At 60.6% G+C, this 18,095-nt stretch carries 23 protein-coding genes; 9 read left to right on the top strand and 14 right to left on the bottom strand.

Going from position 1 to position 18,095, the window contains the following annotated elements; genetic code table 11:
* Window positions 1–61 precede the first annotated feature (61 nt).
* Both yidD and ACQK2M_RS15430 read right to left on the bottom strand, forming a co-directional pair.
* Window positions 62–361, bottom strand: coding sequence for a membrane protein insertion efficiency factor YidD (gene yidD, locus ACQK2M_RS15425; protein WP_425418515.1), 300 nt, complete (start codon window positions 359–361; stop codon window positions 62–64).
* A gap of 4 nt (window positions 362–365) precedes the next feature.
* Window positions 366–809, bottom strand: coding sequence for an iron-sulfur cluster assembly scaffold protein (locus ACQK2M_RS15430; protein WP_425418516.1), 444 nt, complete (start codon window positions 807–809; stop codon window positions 366–368).
* A 214-nt stretch (window positions 810–1,023) separates the two neighbouring features.
* On the opposite strand from ACQK2M_RS15430, the gene folE reads away from it, so the two are divergent.
* From folE to ACQK2M_RS15445, 3 genes are all read left to right on the top strand, one after another.
* Entirely contained in the window at window positions 1,024–1,665 is a 642-nt protein-coding gene (gene folE / locus ACQK2M_RS15435; RefSeq protein WP_425418517.1) for a GTP cyclohydrolase I FolE, read from the top strand.
* 31 nt (window positions 1,666–1,696) lie between these two features.
* Entirely contained in the window at window positions 1,697–2,164 is a 468-nt protein-coding gene (hisI, locus tag ACQK2M_RS15440; RefSeq protein WP_425418518.1) for a phosphoribosyl-AMP cyclohydrolase, read from the top strand.
* 81 nt (window positions 2,165–2,245) lie between these two features.
* Window positions 2,246–3,208, top strand: coding sequence for a patatin-like phospholipase family protein (locus ACQK2M_RS15445; protein WP_425418519.1), 963 nt, complete (start codon window positions 2,246–2,248; stop codon window positions 3,206–3,208).
* Here ACQK2M_RS15445 and ACQK2M_RS15450 read toward each other — a convergent pair whose 3' ends face one another.
* Together ACQK2M_RS15450 and ACQK2M_RS15455 are read right to left on the bottom strand one after the other, a co-directional pair.
* On the bottom strand, window positions 3,209–3,640 hold the full coding sequence (locus ACQK2M_RS15450) for a CBS domain-containing protein (RefSeq protein ID WP_223479294.1): 432 nt from the start codon (window positions 3,638–3,640) through the stop codon (window positions 3,209–3,211). It lies immediately after the preceding gene.
* A gap of 74 nt (window positions 3,641–3,714) precedes the next feature.
* Entirely contained in the window at window positions 3,715–4,455 is a 741-nt protein-coding gene (locus ACQK2M_RS15455; RefSeq protein ID WP_425418521.1) for a rhomboid family intramembrane serine protease, read from the bottom strand.
* A 308-nt stretch (window positions 4,456–4,763) separates the two neighbouring features.
* On the opposite strand from ACQK2M_RS15455, the gene ACQK2M_RS15460 reads away from it, so the two are divergent.
* The 3 genes from ACQK2M_RS15460 to ACQK2M_RS15470 all read left to right on the top strand — a co-directional run bounded on the left by ACQK2M_RS15460 (window position 4,764) and on the right by ACQK2M_RS15470 (window position 6,977).
* Window positions 4,764–5,411 carry a PAS domain-containing protein gene (locus ACQK2M_RS15460; protein WP_425418522.1) on the top strand — a complete coding sequence of 216 codons (648 nt, stop codon included), beginning with the start codon at window positions 4,764–4,766 and terminating at the stop codon, window positions 5,409–5,411.
* Between the two features lie 118 nt (window positions 5,412–5,529).
* Window positions 5,530–6,129, top strand: coding sequence for a PilZ domain-containing protein (locus ACQK2M_RS15465; protein WP_425418523.1), 600 nt, complete (start codon window positions 5,530–5,532; stop codon window positions 6,127–6,129).
* 245 nt (window positions 6,130–6,374) lie between these two features.
* Complete coding sequence (locus ACQK2M_RS15470) at window positions 6,375–6,977, top strand: transglutaminase-like cysteine peptidase (protein ID WP_425418524.1); 603 nt, start codon at window positions 6,375–6,377, stop codon at window positions 6,975–6,977.
* A 97-nt stretch (window positions 6,978–7,074) separates the two neighbouring features.
* Here the strand turns inward: ACQK2M_RS15470 and ACQK2M_RS15475 are convergent, their stop codons facing one another.
* On the bottom strand, window positions 7,075–7,617 hold the full coding sequence (locus ACQK2M_RS15475) for a gamma carbonic anhydrase family protein (protein WP_425418525.1): 543 nt from the start codon (window positions 7,615–7,617) through the stop codon (window positions 7,075–7,077).
* A gap of 65 nt (window positions 7,618–7,682) precedes the next feature.
* Window positions 7,683–7,988: a hypothetical protein gene (locus tag ACQK2M_RS15480; RefSeq protein ID WP_425418526.1), complete on the bottom strand. Its 306-nt coding sequence runs from the start codon at window positions 7,986–7,988 to the stop codon at window positions 7,683–7,685.
* A gap of 101 nt (window positions 7,989–8,089) precedes the next feature.
* Between ACQK2M_RS15480 and ACQK2M_RS15485 the strand changes: the two genes are divergently transcribed.
* Window positions 8,090–8,842: a hypothetical protein gene (locus ACQK2M_RS15485; RefSeq protein ID WP_425418527.1), complete on the top strand. Its 753-nt coding sequence runs from the start codon at window positions 8,090–8,092 to the stop codon at window positions 8,840–8,842.
* Between the two features lie 3 nt (window positions 8,843–8,845).
* Here ACQK2M_RS15485 and ACQK2M_RS15490 read toward each other — a convergent pair whose 3' ends face one another.
* The 3 genes from ACQK2M_RS15490 to ACQK2M_RS15500 form a co-directional block, all read right to left on the bottom strand.
* Window positions 8,846–9,058, bottom strand: a complete 213-nt coding sequence (locus ACQK2M_RS15490) for a DUF3126 family protein (protein ID WP_223479286.1) — start codon at window positions 9,056–9,058, stop codon at window positions 8,846–8,848.
* Between the two features lie 122 nt (window positions 9,059–9,180).
* On the bottom strand, window positions 9,181–10,002 hold the full coding sequence (gene cysE / locus ACQK2M_RS15495; protein ID WP_425418528.1) for a serine O-acetyltransferase: 822 nt from the start codon (window positions 10,000–10,002) through the stop codon (window positions 9,181–9,183).
* Between the two features lie 102 nt (window positions 10,003–10,104).
* On the bottom strand, window positions 10,105–10,860 hold the full coding sequence (locus ACQK2M_RS15500; protein ID WP_425418529.1) for an alpha/beta fold hydrolase: 756 nt from the start codon (window positions 10,858–10,860) through the stop codon (window positions 10,105–10,107).
* Window positions 10,861–10,989: 129 nt separating this feature from the next.
* Between ACQK2M_RS15500 and ACQK2M_RS15505 the strand changes: the two genes are divergently transcribed.
* A complete protein-coding gene (locus ACQK2M_RS15505) occupies window positions 10,990–11,238 on the top strand; it encodes a zinc-finger domain-containing protein (RefSeq protein ID WP_223479283.1) in 249 nt (82 codons plus the stop codon).
* Between the two features lie 33 nt (window positions 11,239–11,271).
* The gene (locus tag ACQK2M_RS15510) at window positions 11,272–12,447 is read left to right on the top strand and encodes an FAD-dependent monooxygenase (RefSeq protein ID WP_425418530.1); all 1,176 of its coding nucleotides are present in this window, start codon (window positions 11,272–11,274) and stop codon (window positions 12,445–12,447) included.
* A 48-nt stretch (window positions 12,448–12,495) separates the two neighbouring features.
* On the opposite strand, the gene ACQK2M_RS15515 is transcribed toward ACQK2M_RS15510, so the two are convergent.
* The 5 genes from ACQK2M_RS15515 to ACQK2M_RS15535 all read right to left on the bottom strand — a co-directional run bounded on the left by ACQK2M_RS15515 (window position 12,496) and on the right by ACQK2M_RS15535 (window position 18,072).
* Window positions 12,496–13,299 (bottom strand): amino acid ABC transporter ATP-binding protein, encoded by an 804-nt coding sequence (locus tag ACQK2M_RS15515; protein ID WP_274385068.1) that lies wholly within the window; start codon window positions 13,297–13,299, stop codon window positions 12,496–12,498.
* Between the two features lie 12 nt (window positions 13,300–13,311).
* Window positions 13,312–14,649 (bottom strand): amino acid ABC transporter permease, encoded by a 1,338-nt coding sequence (locus ACQK2M_RS15520; RefSeq protein ID WP_425418531.1) that lies wholly within the window; start codon window positions 14,647–14,649, stop codon window positions 13,312–13,314.
* Between the two features lie 4 nt (window positions 14,650–14,653).
* Window positions 14,654–15,859 (bottom strand): amino acid ABC transporter permease, encoded by a 1,206-nt coding sequence (locus ACQK2M_RS15525; RefSeq protein ID WP_425418532.1) that lies wholly within the window; start codon window positions 15,857–15,859, stop codon window positions 14,654–14,656.
* A gap of 144 nt (window positions 15,860–16,003) precedes the next feature.
* Window positions 16,004–17,023 carry an amino acid ABC transporter substrate-binding protein gene (locus ACQK2M_RS15530; protein WP_223479279.1) on the bottom strand — a complete coding sequence of 340 codons (1,020 nt, stop codon included), beginning with the start codon at window positions 17,021–17,023 and terminating at the stop codon, window positions 16,004–16,006.
* Between the two features lie 227 nt (window positions 17,024–17,250).
* Entirely contained in the window at window positions 17,251–18,072 is an 822-nt protein-coding gene (locus tag ACQK2M_RS15535; RefSeq protein WP_223479278.1) for a phosphatase PAP2 family protein, read from the bottom strand.
* Between the last annotated feature and the right edge of the window lie 23 nt (window positions 18,073–18,095).

The following is an 18,095-nucleotide window of genomic DNA, read 5'->3' on the forward strand; positions in this document are numbered from 1 at the left end:
ACAATTGCCGCAGGGGCAAACGGAAGGAATTTTCCGGCGATTGCCGGACGGCGGCAGGGTGTCAGAGTTTTTCCGGCACGTTGTCGATGCCGCATGTGCCGCCAGGCCCGCAGCGCGCGACCCGCTTCAAGGTCAGCCAGCCCCCGGCCAACAGGCCGTGGCGGGCGATCGCTTCGTATCCGTATTCGGAACAGGTCGGCATGTGGCGGCAATTGTTGCCGATGAAGCCGGACAGCGTCAGCTGGTAAAGCCTGATCAGCGACGTCCCGAGGACGCGGCCCGGCGTCTTGCGCCACGGGCCTTGCCAGTTGCGGCTCCGGCGCTTTCGCGGCGCGACGTGATCTGTTTCGTGGGCGCACATGATGTCAGGCCGCGCTCGCCCGTTTCTGTTCGATCTGGTCGAGGGCGTCCACGACAGCATCGAAGACCAGCAGTGTTGATGCGTGGCGAGCCTTGTAGTCCTTCACCGGCATCAGATATTGCAGGTCTGTGAACCGTCCGGTCGGGGCGGGCCCATCCTGCTTGAGCATGGCGATCATCTGCTCGCGAGCGTCCCGCAATTCCTTCGCGCTCGCACCGATGATGCAACGCGCCATGATCGAGGATGACGCCTGTCCGAGCGCGCAGGCTTTCACCTCCTGCCCATAATCCGACACGACGTCGCCATCCATCTTGAGATCGATCGTCACCGTGGACCCGCACAGCTTCGAGTGCGCCTTTGCCGATGCATCCGGATCGGTCAGCCGCTCGGTGTGTCCGATATTCCCGGCATAATCCAGTATCTTGGCGTTGTAGATATCGTCGATCACGATCCGCTCCGGGGTTTTTCTCCGCGGTGGCGCCATGACCGCCGCGGGGGCTGTTTTCGCGCCTCATGAAGCATATATATTTTACAAGGCCGCGTGAACAAGGCATACGCCGCGTGCCGTTGACCAAGCGACGGCAAATCCGAATGATCGGAAGTCAGTGGTCCGTTCAACTCGTTCCGGCGTAATTAGACCGGAGCTACGGGAGACACATTTCATGGATGCGATCGTGAACGCCGTTCCGAAAGGCACCGAAGAAGAACAGCGGGACGAAACCCGCCGGCGCCCGACGCAGGAGGAAGCCGAAGCGGCGGTCCGCACGCTGCTGCTCTGGACCGGCGACGATCCCGATCGCGAGGGCCTGCGCGAAACACCTCGCCGGGTCGTCAATGCCTATCGCGAGATGTTCGCAGGCTACAAGATGGACCCGAATGAGGTTCTCGGCCGGACGTTCGAGGAGGTCGCGGGTTACGACGACATGGTCCTCGTCAAGGACATTTCGTTCCACTCGCATTGCGAGCATCACATGGTTCCGATCATCGGCAAGGCGCATGTCGCCTACCTGCCCGACGGTCGGGTTCTCGGCCTTTCTAAGATCGCCCGCGTCGTGGAAATCTTCGCGCAAAGATTGCAGACCCAGGAAGCCATGACGGCCCAGATCGCATCCGCGATCAACGATGCGCTGGCACCACGCGGCCTGGCGATCATGATCGAGGCGGAGCATATGTGCATGGCCATGCGCGGCATCCGCAAGCAGGGTTCGACGACCCTCACGACAACGTTTACTGGCACCTTCCGCGACGATCCGCAGGAGCAGGTCCGGTTCATTTCGATGGTTCGCGGCGGCGATCGCGCTTGATCGCGGGGTCATCGCAACGTAGAGGCGTTGCATGACCCAGGATCGAGACAACATCTTTGCGCCGCCCGGCTCCAAGGCCGAGCTTGAATCGGGCGAACGCCTTTCTCCCCGCTTTTCCTCCGACGGTTTGATCACGGCCGTCACGGTGGATGCCGCCGACGGCACCGTGCTGATGGTCGCGCATATGAATGCCGAGGCGTTGCAACTGACGCTCGAAACGGGAATCGCCCATTATTGGTCGCGCTCGCGCCAATCCATCTGGAAGAAGGGCGAGACATCCGGCAACATGCAGACCGTCAGGCAAATCCGGATCGATTGCGATCAGGATTGCGTGTTGCTGAAGGTCGAGACCGCCGGCGATGGCGCGAATTGCCACACCGGCCGGAAAAGCTGCTTCTATCGGACCGTCGAGATGTCGGACGGTGGCAAACCACGGCTTGTCCTGGATGAATCGGACGCGCCCCGATTCGACCCCGGGACTGTCTATGGCAGCAAATAGATACCCCTTTATTCTTCACCGATTTGACACCAATTCGCCGCACAATCCCGGCATCGTTGCTCGAAATATCGAAGTCACGTCATGCAGCTAGCGAACTTTTCCAGGCGCAAGAACGGTGAGGACACCCCAGTCCCGGAAGCTGATCCGCCGAAACCCGAGCGGAAGCAGCACGGTATCGCGCTTGCGCTGGGCGGTGGAGCCGCCCGCGGCTGGGCGCATATCGGCGTTCTTCATGCCCTGGACGAGGTCGGCATCAAGATCGACATGATCGCCGGCACGTCGATCGGCGCGCTGGTCGGCGGCTGCTATCTCGCCGGAAAACTCGACGAACTCGAAAAATTCGCGCGTTCGCTCTCGCGCCGCCGCATGCTTGGCCTTCTCGACATCCAGTTCGCCGGCAGTGGATTGTTCGGCGGAATGCGCCTCAACCGCGAAATGGAGTCGCATATGCGCGACATCCAGATCGAGGATCTGCCGAAGCCTTTCGTCGCGGTCGCAACCGAAATCGCTACCGGCCACGAGATATGGCTGACCCATGGCGACCTGATCGTCGCGATGCGCGCTTCCTATTCCCTGCCCGGCATTTTCGAGCCGGTCGAATGCAACGGGAAGGTCCTTGTCGACGGCGCGCTGGTCAATCCGGTGCCGGTCTCGGTCTGCCGCGCGCATGAGCAGCCGCGCGTGGTGGCGGTCAATCTGAACTATGACATCTTCGGCAGGTCCGGCGTCGTCAAACACGGCGTTCCGCGCGCCGAGATGAATGTGCGCGCGACGGAGGATACACCGAGGACATCGCACAAGAAATTACCCGCTCAAACTGTCCGGCTTGGAATATCGGGCGTGATGGTGGAATCCTACAACATCATCCAGGACCGGATATCGCGAGCCCGTCTTGCCGGAGACCCTCCGGACTACGCGCTGCATCCTAGGCTTTCGGAGATTGGAATGGCCGACTTCCATCGTGCCTCGGAAGCCATCGACCAAGGCTACGAGGCAACGATATCGCGGCTGCACGACCTGAGGCGGCTGGCCGAAATGGCCTGATCAGGCCGAGGCGATATAGGAACGGATATCGTCGGCCTCGCGCTGGATATCCTCGATCCGGCGCTTGACGATGTCGCCGATGGATATCACGCCGATCAGCTTGCCGGAACGTTCAACGGGCATGTGCCTGAAGCGGCCTTCCGTCATCAGTTCCATCAATTCGGGGACCGTCGAATCCTCGGTGCATGTCTGCACGCTCGCGGTCATCAGTTCGCTCACCGGCTGTTCCAGCGCGGAAACGCCGTTGCTGCGAATGGCGCGTACGATATCGCGCTCCGAAAGAATGCCCAGGATCGCCATCTCCTCCGATGCGACTACCAGCGCGCCCACATTGTACTTGGCAAGCGCATTGACCGCATCCATGCCGGTGGACGCCAGCGGCAGCGTGAAGACCTCGGACCCTTTTTCGGCAAGTATGTTCCTGACCATCATCGCGAACACTCCTTCTCATCCCGCAAACAGAATGCGATGACGTTGCGGTTTTTGCAAGGAAGAGTCCCGTCGGGTCAGCTTCGCCGGTCGAAGAGCGGAACGAGCAGGAATCCGGCCACAAGCCCGCCGATATGCGCTTGCCAGGCGATTCCGGCGCCATCCTGCGCGCCGAACGGATCGACGCCGACGAATATGTTCACGACGACCCAGATCAGCAGGAACGGCAGAACGCCGGGGGTGCGGAGTGTCTGTCGGATGGTCAGCAACGGGCCATCGGATCCGCGGCGCGGCTCGCGCCTGTTGGCCCGCAAACCGAACCGTGCGGCGGCGCCCATGAAACCGGACACCGCGCCCGAAGCGCCGATGACCGGAATGGCCTCGTTGAAATAGATCACGAGATGCGTCGCCGCAGCAGCCGCGGCGGTCACCACCCAGAACAGTATGCTGCGCCGCCAGCCGATCCTGTAGGCCAGCGGCGATCCGAAAATCGAAAGCCAGACAACGTTGACGCCCAGATGCACCCAGTCGCCGTGCAGGAACGCATAGGTCACGGGCGAAATCAGCGTCGGCAGATCGAAAGTCAGGACTTCAGGCGAATAGCGCAGCGGGAAAAACGCCGTCTTCACCAGAAGCCAGGTGTTCTCGTCATCCGACAACACCATCGTGCGTATGAAATGCACCGCGATGCAGACGGCCGCCAACAGCACGATAGAGCCGTGCAGGTTGAATGCCGGCACCGATCCCCCGGTCCGGTCCGTCGCTTTCGCGCTGCTGGTTTCGTTTGGGGTGGCGTCGGTCTGGGCCGGATCGTTCATGAGCTGCTTTCGCGTTCGTCAGCCCTGATATCGCGTAAAAAGAAAGCCATTCAAGCCCTTGGCTTGAATGGCCCGGTGGAGTCCCCTACCCCAATCCGAAAAGTGTGTGCTGTGGAACCGGCGGCTCCGATACGATCATGTTCGCAAAACGCGCACGCCGCCGCAATCGAAAGACTTCATTAACCCTAACAGCGACCCCGAATCCCGGTTGGTCCGGAAATTGCGCCTTTCCCACCGGGACAATGGATGCGGGCTCGCCTGTGCCACAATGGCACATCGGCGGCCTTCGAATACGGGGACGGTCGGCAATGCGACACAGGGATACGATCGAACTGTACAATTATTGGAACGAAGTGCGGGACGGTCAGCCTGCCCCGCACCGTTCCGCGATCGCGCCGGCCGGCCTCGGAAGGCTCCTGCCTTCCGTGATGCTGCTGCAGACGGATGAGAGCGGCGTTCCGGTTTTCCGGCTCGCCGGTTCGCGTCTCTGCACGTTGCGATGCGCGGAACTGAAGGACACGCCCTTCGCACAGCTCTTCGCGCCGGACGATGCAAAGCAGATCGAAAAGGGCCTGAATACGGTCCTGCGGAACGGGTCTCTTGTCGTGTTCGATGTGCAGGCGCTGCGTTCGGCGGGCGCCGGCGTGGCGATGGAGATCGCGCTTCTTCCGATCGACCATGAACGGACTCGCATTCTCGGCATCGCGAGTCTCTTCACCCAGCCCGAATGGCTCGGCATCGTCCCGGCGCGATTCGAGTTGCGCGGAGTCCGCTACATGGATCCCCTCGCCGGCCTTTCGCTGCTGCGAAATCGCCCCGCTGTTCCGGTTCCGCGCCGCCGCGTCAGCGACGTCAAGGAGTCCGCGCACAATCTTCAAGTCATTGCCGGTAAAGGTGAAATCGGGCCAAGGCGAGCGCTTCGGGCGTTTCGTGTGGTCGATGGTGGAAAGAAGTAATGGCGCGGGGGGAAACAGTTTAACGCAAGCGCTCAAATCCGCGCTCCAATAACCTGCCGTTAACCAGAAGAACCGTATTCTCTGGTCGTCCTCGCTATCGAACTGGACCAATCGAAGAATGCTCGGCGCACAGCAACCCGCATCCGACCAAGACCGCCGCCAATACCAACGCGTAAAGGTGATGCTGCATGGCCGTTTGATGCTGTCCGACCGGACGGAGCATCGTTGCCAGGTCGTGGACATGTCTCCCGGCAGCGCTTTCTTCGCGACCGACGCGACCGCAAAGACCGGCGAGCGCGTCATTGCCTATATCGATCATATCGGACGGCTCGAGGGAACTGTTGCGCGCGTTCGCGACGACGGTTTCGCACTGGAACTCAATACGACGCCGCGCAAGAAAGCCAAGCTCGCCGCACAGCTGACATGGCTTGCCAACAAGCACGAACTGGACCTCCCGGAGGATCGCCGTCACGAGCGTATCCTGCCACGCAATCCGTCCGGTATTCTCTCCCTCGAAGACGGCCGGCAGTATCGCTGCCGCATTATCGATCTTTCCGTTTCGGGCGCCGCCGTTGAAATCAATGTCCGCCCGGCGCTTGGTACGCAGGTCACGCTCGGCAACATGCGTGGCCAGGTCGTGCGCCATTTCGAGGACGGTATCGCCATAGAGTTCGCCGTCATCCAGCGCCGCGAAACCCTCCAGCAGTATCTCAGCTAAATTCCGTCTCCTTCGATTTTCGACATGACGCACCCGTTTCCGGCTGCGTTTCAGCGGCAGGCGCCAAGATCGGTCGCTATCGGGAAAATTGAATTTAATTTGAGATAAATGCCGCTCAAGTTTAAATCTCCTTTATTCGGTTTTCTATTCAATTATAGCATTTCCTTTCATCAAATCGCCCCGTTGTTCTTGGCGATAACTAAAATAGTTCCTGCCATTGTGCCTTCCATTGGGGAGACGATGGTATGCACAAATTCTGGAACAGCGGGGTTGGACTGGGTGGCGCGGTCACTTCCCTCGTTATCATCACCGGCATATCGGTAGCGACTGCTGCACCGATGAAGACCGGCCGCATCACGAGCCAACCAATCGGCCATTACGAGTTCTGCCTACAGGTACCGGGCGAATGTCGGGCGACCGGCAACGTGGCGCCGGATCGGCTTACGAAGGCCGCCTGGTCAACGATGATCAAGATCAATTCGCGTATCAACACGACGATCGCTCCGCGCACCGACTACGAGATGTGGGGCAAGGAAGAGATTTGGTCCTATCCGGTCAAGTATGGCGACTGCGAGGATTACGTCCTGCTCAAGCGGCATGAACTGATCCGCGCCGGCTTTCACCCGTCGAACCTGCTGATCACGGTAGTGCTTCAGCCAAACGGAGACGGCCACGCGGTGCTGACCGTTCGCACGGATCGCGGCGATTTCATCCTCGACAATCTGGTTACGAAGGTCCTCGACTGGCGTGACACGCGATACCAGTACCTGAAACGCCAATCCACGGCGAACGCGGGCAAGTGGGTCGATATCATCGATACGCGCCGCAACGTCGCGCAGAACTTCTAGTCAGGAACGAATTCAGAGGTCCCCGGTCGGGTCCCCAAACCATCCCATCCCCAACGACCGGGTCAGGAGCCGGCCATCCTTGATGGTCGGCTCTTTTTTATATGTCTTCAGAAGCCTGCCGGCTCAGACCGGACGCGAATCGCCTGGCGTTTTCGACATAGTGATCCGCGGAGTCACGCAGCCGCGCCACGGCATCATCGTCGAGGGTGCGAACGGCCCGGGCGGGCGAACCGATAATCAGACTGTTGTCCGGAAACTCCTTGCCCTCGGTAACCAGTGCGCCTGCGCCGACGAGGCTGTTCTTGCCGATCCGCGCGCCGTTGAGCACGATCGCGCCAATACCGATCAGGCTGTTTTCACCGATCGTGCAACCGTGCAGCATCGCGCGATGGCCAATCGTGCACCCTTCCCCGATATCGAGCGGGAAGCCCATGTCGGTATGCATGACGGTGTGCTCCTGGACATTGGACCGCGCACCGACCGTAATCCGCTCATTGTCGCCGCGCAGGACACATCCGAACCAGACGCTTGAATCCTCGCCCAGTGTGACCTTGCCGATGACCGCCGCGTCTTCGGCGATAAATGCCGCGCCGTTTCCCTGTTGATCGGGAACCGTACCGTCGAGATCGTAAGTTGCCATCACGTGTCCTGTCGTACCGTTTCGAAACATCCTGGAGGCGCCACCCGGGCGCCAGACGCATCGGATTACAAGAACACTCGCGCGCTTTCCACCGCCACGACGCCCAGCGCGCCGGTCCACAGCAGGATCAGACACGTCAGAAAAGTGATATTCAGCGTTGTGTGCAGCGTGCTCGGACGTTCCGCAGATCCGAGCGCACGCACCAGCAGGACAGGCCCGGCGCCGCAAAACACGGCAAACGAGGTCGCCATTCCGTTACGTGCCAGCGTGTCCCTGTCGAAACCGGGCATGAAGCCGCCAAAGCCCCGCGCGAGATAAAAGAACGCCAGCGACACTGCCGCCCCCGTGACGAACACCATGAACGCAACCATCGACACCACCCCGGTTTACCAGATGTTTACCATAACGATGTCGAGTGATGCATGATCGATGCCAGAAAAGTTGTGCCAATTCGGGCCACACGGGAAGTGCGATGTCAGCGATAACGGTAAGCGACGATGAACAATACGATATCCGCAAGGGCCTGCCGGTCCTCGCCTTTCGCCTGTTTGTCGCCTTCGGCATTCTGGCGCTTCTTTCCGTCGCCATCCTGATCGCGGGCAAGCTTTACGGCCGGTCCCTCGTTCATGCCGGCCACACGCTCTCGACCCAGCGTTTCGAGGTCGTCATCGGCAACGACGCGATCTCGGTTCCCGCCAATATGATTCGCATCCGGGACCAGCGCCGAGCCGGGCTGGCAAAACGACTCGATCTTTACATTCACTGGCCGACGATGTCGGGCTTCAATGACGGGCTTGCCAGGGCGTTCAACGACATCGATCCGGAAACCAACTCGATCGTGTTCGTTTCGCTGACCCCGCGCATAACAAGCACGGACATGGCCGGCCGGTTCGATACGGTCTACCGGAATGTCATGGACGGGCCGGTGACGGATTTGGGCAACGGCCTGAAACGCGCATTGCTGGCGCGCGAGCACGGCTATATCGAAGAGTTTATCGTCTTTTCCGAAGCCGACCCGGAAACGGGCCGCCGATTCGTCGCGCGTTGCCAGAAGGCGGACGCGACCGCGCAAACGATCGTCGCGCCCTGCGATACCGATATCCAGATTGGTGAAACGCTCAATGCGGAATTGCGTTTTCCGATGCGGCTGCTCGACGACTGGAGCAGGATGAATGCCGCGCTTCCGGAATTCCTGGCTGGCCTGCTGAAGGCCGCCCGCAGCTAGAAATCAGTCTTCAAGATCGAAATCGAGAATCGACATGGAGAGGTCGTAGGAAACCTCGCCCTCGTCTTCGATACGCGTCACGATCCCGAGAAACTCGTCCCCCACATAAAGCTCCGCAGAATCGGCGATGCGCGGACGCGGCTTCACTGCAAGCTGTTCGTTTCCGAGGGTCTTGCGGAAAAAACGCGTGAGTTTCGTAAGTTCTTCGGATGTCACGTGTGAGCTCCTGGCTGGTTGTCGCGCTGCGAGGCGCTGGCGGCAACGCAAAACACGAATTGGGGTGCAGGCGCAAGTCTCGCGCCCGCTCATTCACCGACCATAGTTGCGATGCGCGATCGTTAGTCTGACTCGAGGAGCTGATCCATCGCGCGGGACGGTTCGCTGCAACCCGCATCGCCGACGACCCGCGCCGGAACGCCGGCAACGGTCTTGCATGGCGGGACATCCTTCAAGACGACCGACCCAGCGGCAACCTTGCTGTTGTTGCCAACCTTGATATTGCCGAGGATCTTCGATCCCGCGCCGATCAGGACGCCGTCGCCGATCTTGGGATGCCTGTCGCTGCCCTCCTTGCCGGTGCCGCCCAGCGTCACCGAGTGGAGAATCGAGACATTGTCCCCGATGGCTGCCGTTTCGCCGACGACAAGCCCTGTCGCGTGGTCGAGGAAGATCCCCTTCCCGACCCGCGCAACCGGATTGATGTCGGTCTGGAAAACCGCCGAGGAGCGGCTTTGAAGGTAGAGCGCGAAATCGAGGCGGCCCTGCTTGTAGAGCCAATGCGCCAGCCGGTGCGTCTGGAGTGCGTGGAAGCCCTTGAAATAAAGCAGCGGCTCCAGGAAACGCGTGCATGCCGGATCGCGGTCATAGACAGCCTGCATGTCGACGCGAAGAACCTCGCTCCAGGACGGGTCGTACGCCAGCATGTCGCGGAAGGACTGGCGCAGGAGATCGGCGCTGATGTCGGCATGATCCAGCCGCTCGGAGATACGGTGAATCACCGCTTCCTCCAGGGATGGCTGGTTGAGCACCGTCGACAGCATGAACGCGCCAAGCGCCCGGTCGTTGGCGATGGCGGCCTCGGCGTCCTGGCGCACGGCGAACCAAATCGGATCGACAGCCTGAAGCTGCGCCGGAGAGGTCGATTTTCTTTGCTGCGGCATGAGGGCCTCCGTCAGCTTTCCTTTGAGGGTGGAAGATAGCGTATCGGCTACGTGAGTTAAACGAATTCGGTTCAACTCTTCGTCAATGAAACTGAAGCGCGGTTAATGGGCACCGAAAAAGTCCAGGGTCGCCTGCTTGTAGACGCGGTCTCCGACAGCCAGCATATGATCGCGTCCCGGAATATCGACAACCGTCGCATCAGGCAGCAAATCGGCGAGTTCGCTCGCGGAGCCCGCAATATCATCCTTCGTTCCGACCGCGATCAGCGCCGGCGTGGTGATCTCGCGGACCTGTTCCGGCGTCAGTTTCTTTCGTGAACTCTCGATACAGGCCGCGAGCGCGATACGGTCGCTTCCGGTCTGGTCTGCAAAGGTGCGGAAGGCGCGCCCGCGTTCCTGGGTCACCTCGTCTATCGACGGCGCGAGCAAGGCTTCGGCGATGCCCTCCCATCCACCAACCCCGTGGACCATGCCAATTCCGAGGCCGCCGAATACGACCGAACGGACCCTTTCAGGCGCGGCAAGCGACATGAACGCACCGATGCGCGCGCCCATGGAATATCCCATCACATGAGCCTTGCCGATTTCGAGGTGATCGAGAAGCGCGATGGCGTCCGCCGCCATCTTTTCCGGGACATAGGCCTCTGTCTCATGCGGCTTGTCGCTTTCGCCGTGGCCACGATTGTCGATCGCAATGACCCTGTAACCGGCCCCGCCGAGCGTTTTCACCCAGCCCGGACCGATCCAGTTCACGGTCTTGTTCGACGCGAATCCATGGATAAGGAGCACAGGATCGCCGGACGGTTCGCCTTCATCGAAATAAGCGAAGTCCAATTGGTCATGGCGAAAGCGAGGCATGTCAGTTTCCGGTTTTCAGTTGAAATGGCGGGTATTTTGCAGAGGGACTGGCTACCAATTCCATCTTCGAGACGCTAGTGTGCACTGCGACAACGGCAATACAGATAGTCACGGATTACAGGACTTACCATGGCAGGTCACGCAACGCCCCATTTCCAGAACGACGCCGGACACGCCAAGATCGAAATCGGCGTCAAGGAGTTCATGTGCGTCGGCGCCAAGCCGCCTTTCGACCATCCGCATGTCTTTCTCGACATGGGCGATGAAAGCGAGAAGGTTTGCCCCTATTGCTCGACGCTTTATATCCACAACCCGTCGCTCGGCGCCGAGGAGACAGTTCCTGCCGGTTGCGCCTACGAGACACGAGACGCCGCCTGATCATTATCACCCGGCAGAAGCCAGCTTTCCCAATTGACTGAAGAAAGCCATATCCTGATCGCCGGGGCCGGCATTGCCGGCCTCACGGCTGCGTTGACCCTTGCGCGGCATGGACTCGAAGTAACAATCGCCGAGGCGTTCGACCGGCCTTCGGAAGTGGGTGCCGGCCTCCAGGTCGCGCCGAATGCCACCCGCATTCTCCGAACTCTCGGCGTTCTTGATGCCCTTGAGGCAAAGGCGATCGCTCCGGCTTCGATTCGTCTCGGCGATGCATCGAGCGGGCGGGTCCTGCTGGACATGCCAATCACTAAGTCGTGGTTGGCGCGTATGGGGGCGCCCTATCTCACCGCGCATCGCGCGCTACTGCATGGTGTGCTTTACGACGCGGCCCGAGCGCATCCGTCGGTGACCCTGTTGACCGGCCATTCCGTCAAGGATGTGCGCGAAGGCGGAGAACGTGTCACGACCACGTTTTCGACGGCTGACGGCGAGACCGTCATCGAATCGCGGATCCTGATCGGCGCCGACGGCATCTGGTCGAAGGTTCGTGACAGCCTGATTGGTGCGGGCCGTCCCAAGCCGACCGGGCGCATCGCCTGGCGTGCGATTGGCCCTGGCAGATCCGGCAAGGCCCAGGTCACGGCATGGATGGCGCCAGACAGCCATATCGTCACCTATCCGGTGCGCAACGAAGACACACTCAACTTCGTCGCCATCACCAAAGGCCGTTCGGAACCGGGCCAATGGGCGCAGGAAGCCGACCAGGAGAGTTTTGACCGGCTCATGAAGAGCGCGCGCGAAATCGAAGGCTTCGACGCGATCGAAAAAGCCAAGTGGACGGTCTGGCCTCTCAATTCGGTCGATCCGGATCGGGTCTGGCATGGCGGACGCGTGCTGCTCATCGGCGATGCGGCGCATGGCCTCGAGCCCTTCGCGGCGCAGGGCGCTGCGATGGCGATCGAGGACGGTTACACCGCGGGCCGCTGCATCGCGCAGGACGCCAACAATCCGCGCGCGGCGTTGCCGCGCTACACGGCCCTGAGGCGTGAGCGCGTGCGCGAGGTCGCAAAGCGTACCGCGTTCAACCGCTGGGTCTATCACCAGAGCGGTCCCGGTCGCCTCGCCCGGAATCTGTATTTTTCCATGCGGCCGGCGGCATCCTTCATCACCGATCTCGAATGGCTGTACGGCTACCGCATTCCGGAATGAAAAAGGCCGGCTTGACGCCGGCCTCTTCACAGAACATCCAAAATCCGCCTAGTGCAGGATCTGGCTGAGGAACAGCTTGGTCCGCTCGTGCTGCGGGTTGTCGAAGAACTCGTCCGGGCTGTTCTGCTCGACGATCTGGCCCTGATCCATGAAGATCACGCGGTTGGCGACCTGGCGCGCGAAGCCCATTTCGTGCGTAACGCAGAGCATGGTCATGCCTTCCTCGGCGAGGCCGACCATCGTGTCGAGCACTTCCTTGATCATCTCCGGGTCGAGCGCGGACGTCGGCTCGTCGAACAGCATGATGCGCGGGTTCATGCAGAGCGAACGGGCGATGGCCACGCGCTGCTGCTGACCGCCGGAAAGCTGGCCGGGATACTTGTTCGCCTGTTCGGGAATTTTGACGCGCTCGAGGAAGTGCATGGCGCGCTCATCGGCTTCCTTCTTCGGCATCTTGCGCACCCAGATCGGCGCCAGGGTGCAGTTTTCCAGAATCGTCAGATGCGGGAACAGGTTGAAGTGCTGGAACACCATGCCGACCTCGCGGCGCACCTCGTCGATCTTCTTGAGATCGTTGGTCAGTTCGTTGCCATCGACGATAATCTGGCCCTTCTGGTGCTCTTCCAGCCGGTTGATGCAGCGGATCATCGTCGACTTGCCGGAGCCCGACGGGCCGGCGATGACGATGCGTTCGCCACGCATGACCTTGAGGTTGATATCGCGCAGGACGTGGAAATCACCGTACCACTTGTGCATATCGATGATCTCGACCGCAACATCGGTTTCCGAGACCGTCATCTTGGAGCGGTCGGCTGCCCGGATTTCCTCTGCAGTTGCGTTTTCGGCTGTCATGGCGTGAGTTCCTTACCGTTTGTGGCCCGTGTCGAGCTTTCGTTCCATGAACATGGAGTATCGGGACATGCTGAAACAGAAGATCCAGTACATGATCGCCGCGAAGGCGTACCCCGTCATCGCCTGGACCGGCGAGGCCCATGTCGGGTCGGAGTAGGATGACTGGATCTGTCCGAGGAAGTCGAAGAGGCCGATGATCAGAACGAGCGTCGTGTCCTTGAACAGGCCGATGAAAGTGTTGACGATCCCCGGAATGACGAGCTTGAGCGCCTGCGGCAGGATGATCATGCGCATCATCTGGCCCCAGTTCAGGCCCAGCGCCATCGCGCCCTCATATTGCCCCTTGGGCAATGCCTGCAGGCCGCCACGCACGACCTCCGCCATATAGGCCGAGGAGAACAGCGCCACGCCGATCAAGGCACGCAGCAGCTTGTCGAAGCTGACGCCCTCGGGAAGGAACAGCGGCAGCATGACCGAGGACATGAACAGAACCGTGATCAGCGGCACGCCGCGCCAGAACTCGATGAAGACGATGGAAAAGAAGCGCACGATCGGAAGCGCGGAACGCCGCCCGAGCGCCAGCGCGATGCCGACCGGCAACGAGGCGGCGATACCGGTCACCGCGATGACCAGCGTCACAAGCAAGCCGCCCCACATTTCCGTCTCGACATGCATGAGGCCGAAGTCGAAGCCCAGGATGAAGAGCAGCACGAACAGCCCGATGAACAGCGCCGCGACATTTTTCAGGCCGGGCAGCGGGTCCGAATCCGAGAGCTTGGCGAACGCATAGGTCACGACAAGTGCGAGAACCGCGAGAACGGCAAGCGGGATATAGAGCCCGTCGACAGCGATATCGCCACCGGTCAGAAGGATAAGGGCCGCAATCGGAAACACGATCGAAAGGAAGATGATGTTTTCGCGCTTGTAAGGCACCGAAGGGATCAGCAGGCCGGCGAGTCCGCCGAAGAAGAGAACGCCGACGATGTTGACGCGCCATTGCTCGACATTGGGATAGCGCCCGTAAATGAACTGGTTGGCATAATCGCCGACATAGGCCCAGCAGGCGCCGAACCATCCATTTGGCTGGATGCCGCCCTGCGCCTCGGTGGCGCAGACGGCGCGGTCTGTCCCGGTCCAGACCGCACTTCCAATCAGGAAGCTCAGGATTGGCGGGACGATAACCCAGAGAAGGTACAGGCAGAAAAGCGTCAGGATCGTGTAGGGTATCGACGAAAAGAGGCTTTCGCGAAACCATGCGACCACGCCTCTGGAGCTCCCGGGCGCTTCCTGCTCCGGAAGCATTTCCCGGCGTACATAGGCGATGTCGGCGGCGGAGTGAATTTCGGCCATCGTCTTATCTCTCCACCAGCGCGACGCGATTGTTGTACCAGTTCATGAAGAGCGAGGTCACAAGCGAGATGGTCAGATAGGTGAGCATCGTCAGCGAGATGATCTCGACCGCCTGGCCGGTCTGATTCAGGGCGGTTCCGGCAAAGACGGATGTCAGTTCCGGATAGGCAATCGCCACCGCCAGGGACGAGTTCTTCGTCAGGTTCAGATACTGGCTTGTCAGCGGCGGGATGATGATGCGCAACGCCTGGGGAATGATGACCAGCCGCAGCGTTGGTCCGTTCCGAAGGCCAAGAGCACTGGCCGCCTCGGTTTGCCCGCGGTTGACCGCCAGGATTCCGGCGCGGACGATCTCCGCGATGAAGGACGCCGTGTAGGTCGAAAGCGCGACCAGCATGGCGATGTACTCCGGAATGATCGTCATGCCGCCGCTCGGACGGAAACCGCCCATTTCCGGAATGTCCCAGGTCAACGGCGCGCCAAGCGCGAGGAATGTCGCGAGGGGCAGCAGGACGATTACGCCAAGCCCAAAGAGGAAAGACGGGAATATCTGACCCGTTGCCATTTGCCGCTTATGCGCCCAGCGACCCACGGCCCATGCAATGACGCAGGCTGCGATGAATGCGTAGACGATGAAGATCCCGCCCTCGCCCCAAACCGGCTTCGGTGCGAAATAGCCGCGATTGTTAAGCAAGCCCAGCGGCCCGAAATCGAAACCCTGGCGCGGTTGCGGCAAGAGCCGCAGGACGCCGAAATACCAGATGAAGATCTGCAGCAACAGCGGGATGTTGCGGAGGGTCTCCACATAGACAGTCGCAAGCCGACTGACGAGCCAGTTCTTGGACAGACGCGCCACGCCGACGATGAAGCCGATGATCGTGGCGAAGATGATGCCGACAAAGGCGACTGCGAGGGTATTCAGCAGCCCGACGATGTAGACGCGACCGTAGGTCGAGGATGCCTGGCTGTACTCGATCAGCGACTGGCTGATCGCGAAGCCCGCATTCGTACCCAGGAAACCCCAACCCGATGCGATGCCCGCGGCACGCAGGTTGGCGTTCATGTTCGCCCATCCGGTATAGGCCAGATAGGCAACCAGAATTGCCAGTATGATCTGGAAGACCCAGCCCCTGATTTCCGGATTGTTGAGAAGAGCGACCTTCGGCGCGCTCTCGCCGGAGCCATTCCCTGTTGCGTCGGTAACAGCCATTTCGCTTATTCACCCGCTATGGTGACGGACATGTCATGGCAGCCAACGAGAAGTCGGTCCGCTTTCCGCGCCATCTGAAATGGCATGTCCCCACCGTAAAGAAAATCACCCGGCCGCTTGGCGGCCGGGTGAGGCTGATTTCGTTTAGCGGATCGGCGGGCCGTACATCAGGCCACCCTTGGTCCAGAGCGCGTTCACGCCACGCGCAATGCCAAGCGGCGTATCGGGGCCGACGTTACGGTCAAAGATTTCGCCGTAATTGCCGACAGCCTTGATCACCTTGGCCGCCCAGTCATTGTCGAGGCCGATGGCAGCACCGAACTCGCCCTCGGAACCGAGGAGGCGCTTCACCGACGGATTGTCGCCAGCCATCATCTCGTCGACATTGTCCATGGTGATGCCGAGTTCCTCGGCGTTCACGGTCGCGATGTGGACCCACTTGACGATGTTGAACCACTGGTCGTCACCCTGACGAACCACCGGACCAAGCGGCTCCTTGGAGATGATTTCCGGCAGGACCTTGTGCTCGCCCGGATCGGTGAGCTTGAGGCGCTGCGCGTAAAGGCCCGACGCATCCGTCGTGTAGACGTCGCAACGGCCCGCGTCGTAAGCGGCCACGACCTCATCGGCCTTTTCAAAGGCAACGAGTTCGTAGTCCATGTTGTTGGCACGGAAGTAGTCCGCGACGTTCAGCTCGGTCGTCGTGCCGGTGTTGGTGCAGATCGACGCGCCGGACAGTTCCAGAGCGGAGTTGATCTCCATCGAAGTCCGGATCATGAAGCCCTGGCCGTCATAGTAGTTGACGCCAGCGAAGTTCAGGCCGAGCTGCGTGTCGCGGCTCATGGTCCAGGTGGTGTTGCGGGAAAGAACGTCGATTTCACCGGACTGCAGCGCGGTGAAACGCTCCTTGGCCGAAAGCGGGGTGAACTTCACGGCATCGCCGTCGCCAAAGATCGCTGCGGCAATACCGCGACAAAGGTCAACGTCGAGGCCACTCCAGTTGCCGTCCGCATCGGGATTGGAGAATCCGGGCAGGCCCTGGCTCACGCCGCACTGCACGAATCCTTTCGCCTTCACGTCGTCCAGCGTCGCCGCAGATGCAGCAGCACCCGTAACTACAAGGGCCGCCGCGCCAAGCGCACTGGTCAGCATCAGTTTTTTCATTGAGTTCAACCTCTCGTTGCTCACGTTACATAAGTTGGGCACGAGCACCGGTTTTCGCCGAGATGAATATAACCCCAGCGTGGCGACGATTTCACAAGAAACCGTCACCGATGCCTCCCTCCACACGGCAAGACAAAGGCAATTTTCCAGCACCGTCAAGGAAAAATAAAGATTTTGTGTCGCCGCGTTAGCTGGAACCACAGCGCTTTGGAGCGCGCTGAAAAGCGTCAGGCTTTCAATACGGGGAACAGGCTGTCGTCGCCGAATTGGAAAACGGCGCGTCTGCGTGCCAGCCATCGCGCCAAGACGAGCGTCAGTATTGCGGCAAAGGAAAAGCCGGCAATGACATCGGATGGATAATGAGCGCCGGCCGGTATGCGCGCGCATGCGAGCAGGAACAGCAGCCCGAACGCCGGCCACCGCGCGCGCGGATGCCAAAGCATCAAGATCATCGCAAGCGATCCCGCCGTCGCCGCATGGCCGGACGGAAACCCTTGGTAAACATGGTCGAACTCGAACGGCGCGAGTGCGTAGACACCCACTTCGTCAGCGATCCTCGGACGAGCGCGCCCGACGAATTGCTTGATGACATTCACGAGGATACCGGGTCCTGCCACGGAAACGAGGATAAATGCCGCCTGGCCATAGGCGGTCATGAGCGAGCGCCGTGTCGCGTGGCGGATATCACGCCAGTTCAGCATGCCGATGATCGCGACCACGATGACAGCGGAGACAATATAGACGCCGGATTTCGCGACATCGGTGATCCCGCGCAGGAATGCGAGAACGAAATTGTGCGGCGGGCCAGCAAACGGGACGAAATAGGGATCGAAGATGGCAGCGACGACCATGGCATAGATGGCCGCGAACGCGATCCAGGTCAGGCGCGGTGTCCAGACAGGAGGCATGTCCCGCGAAACCGGGCGCGAAAGCCGGGCACGCACGCGACGGCTCGTCGCCACGCCGCGGCCGAACACGGAAAGCAACGACCGCGCGGTTTCCCTTGCGGCAGTATTGTTTTTCGATTTCGGCGCTTGCTGCAAACCCATGGATGAATTTTCTGGATGATCTT

The organism is Oricola indica (assembly GCF_965227485.1).
Taxonomy (GTDB): domain Bacteria; phylum Pseudomonadota; class Alphaproteobacteria; order Rhizobiales; family Rhizobiaceae; genus Oricola; species Oricola indica.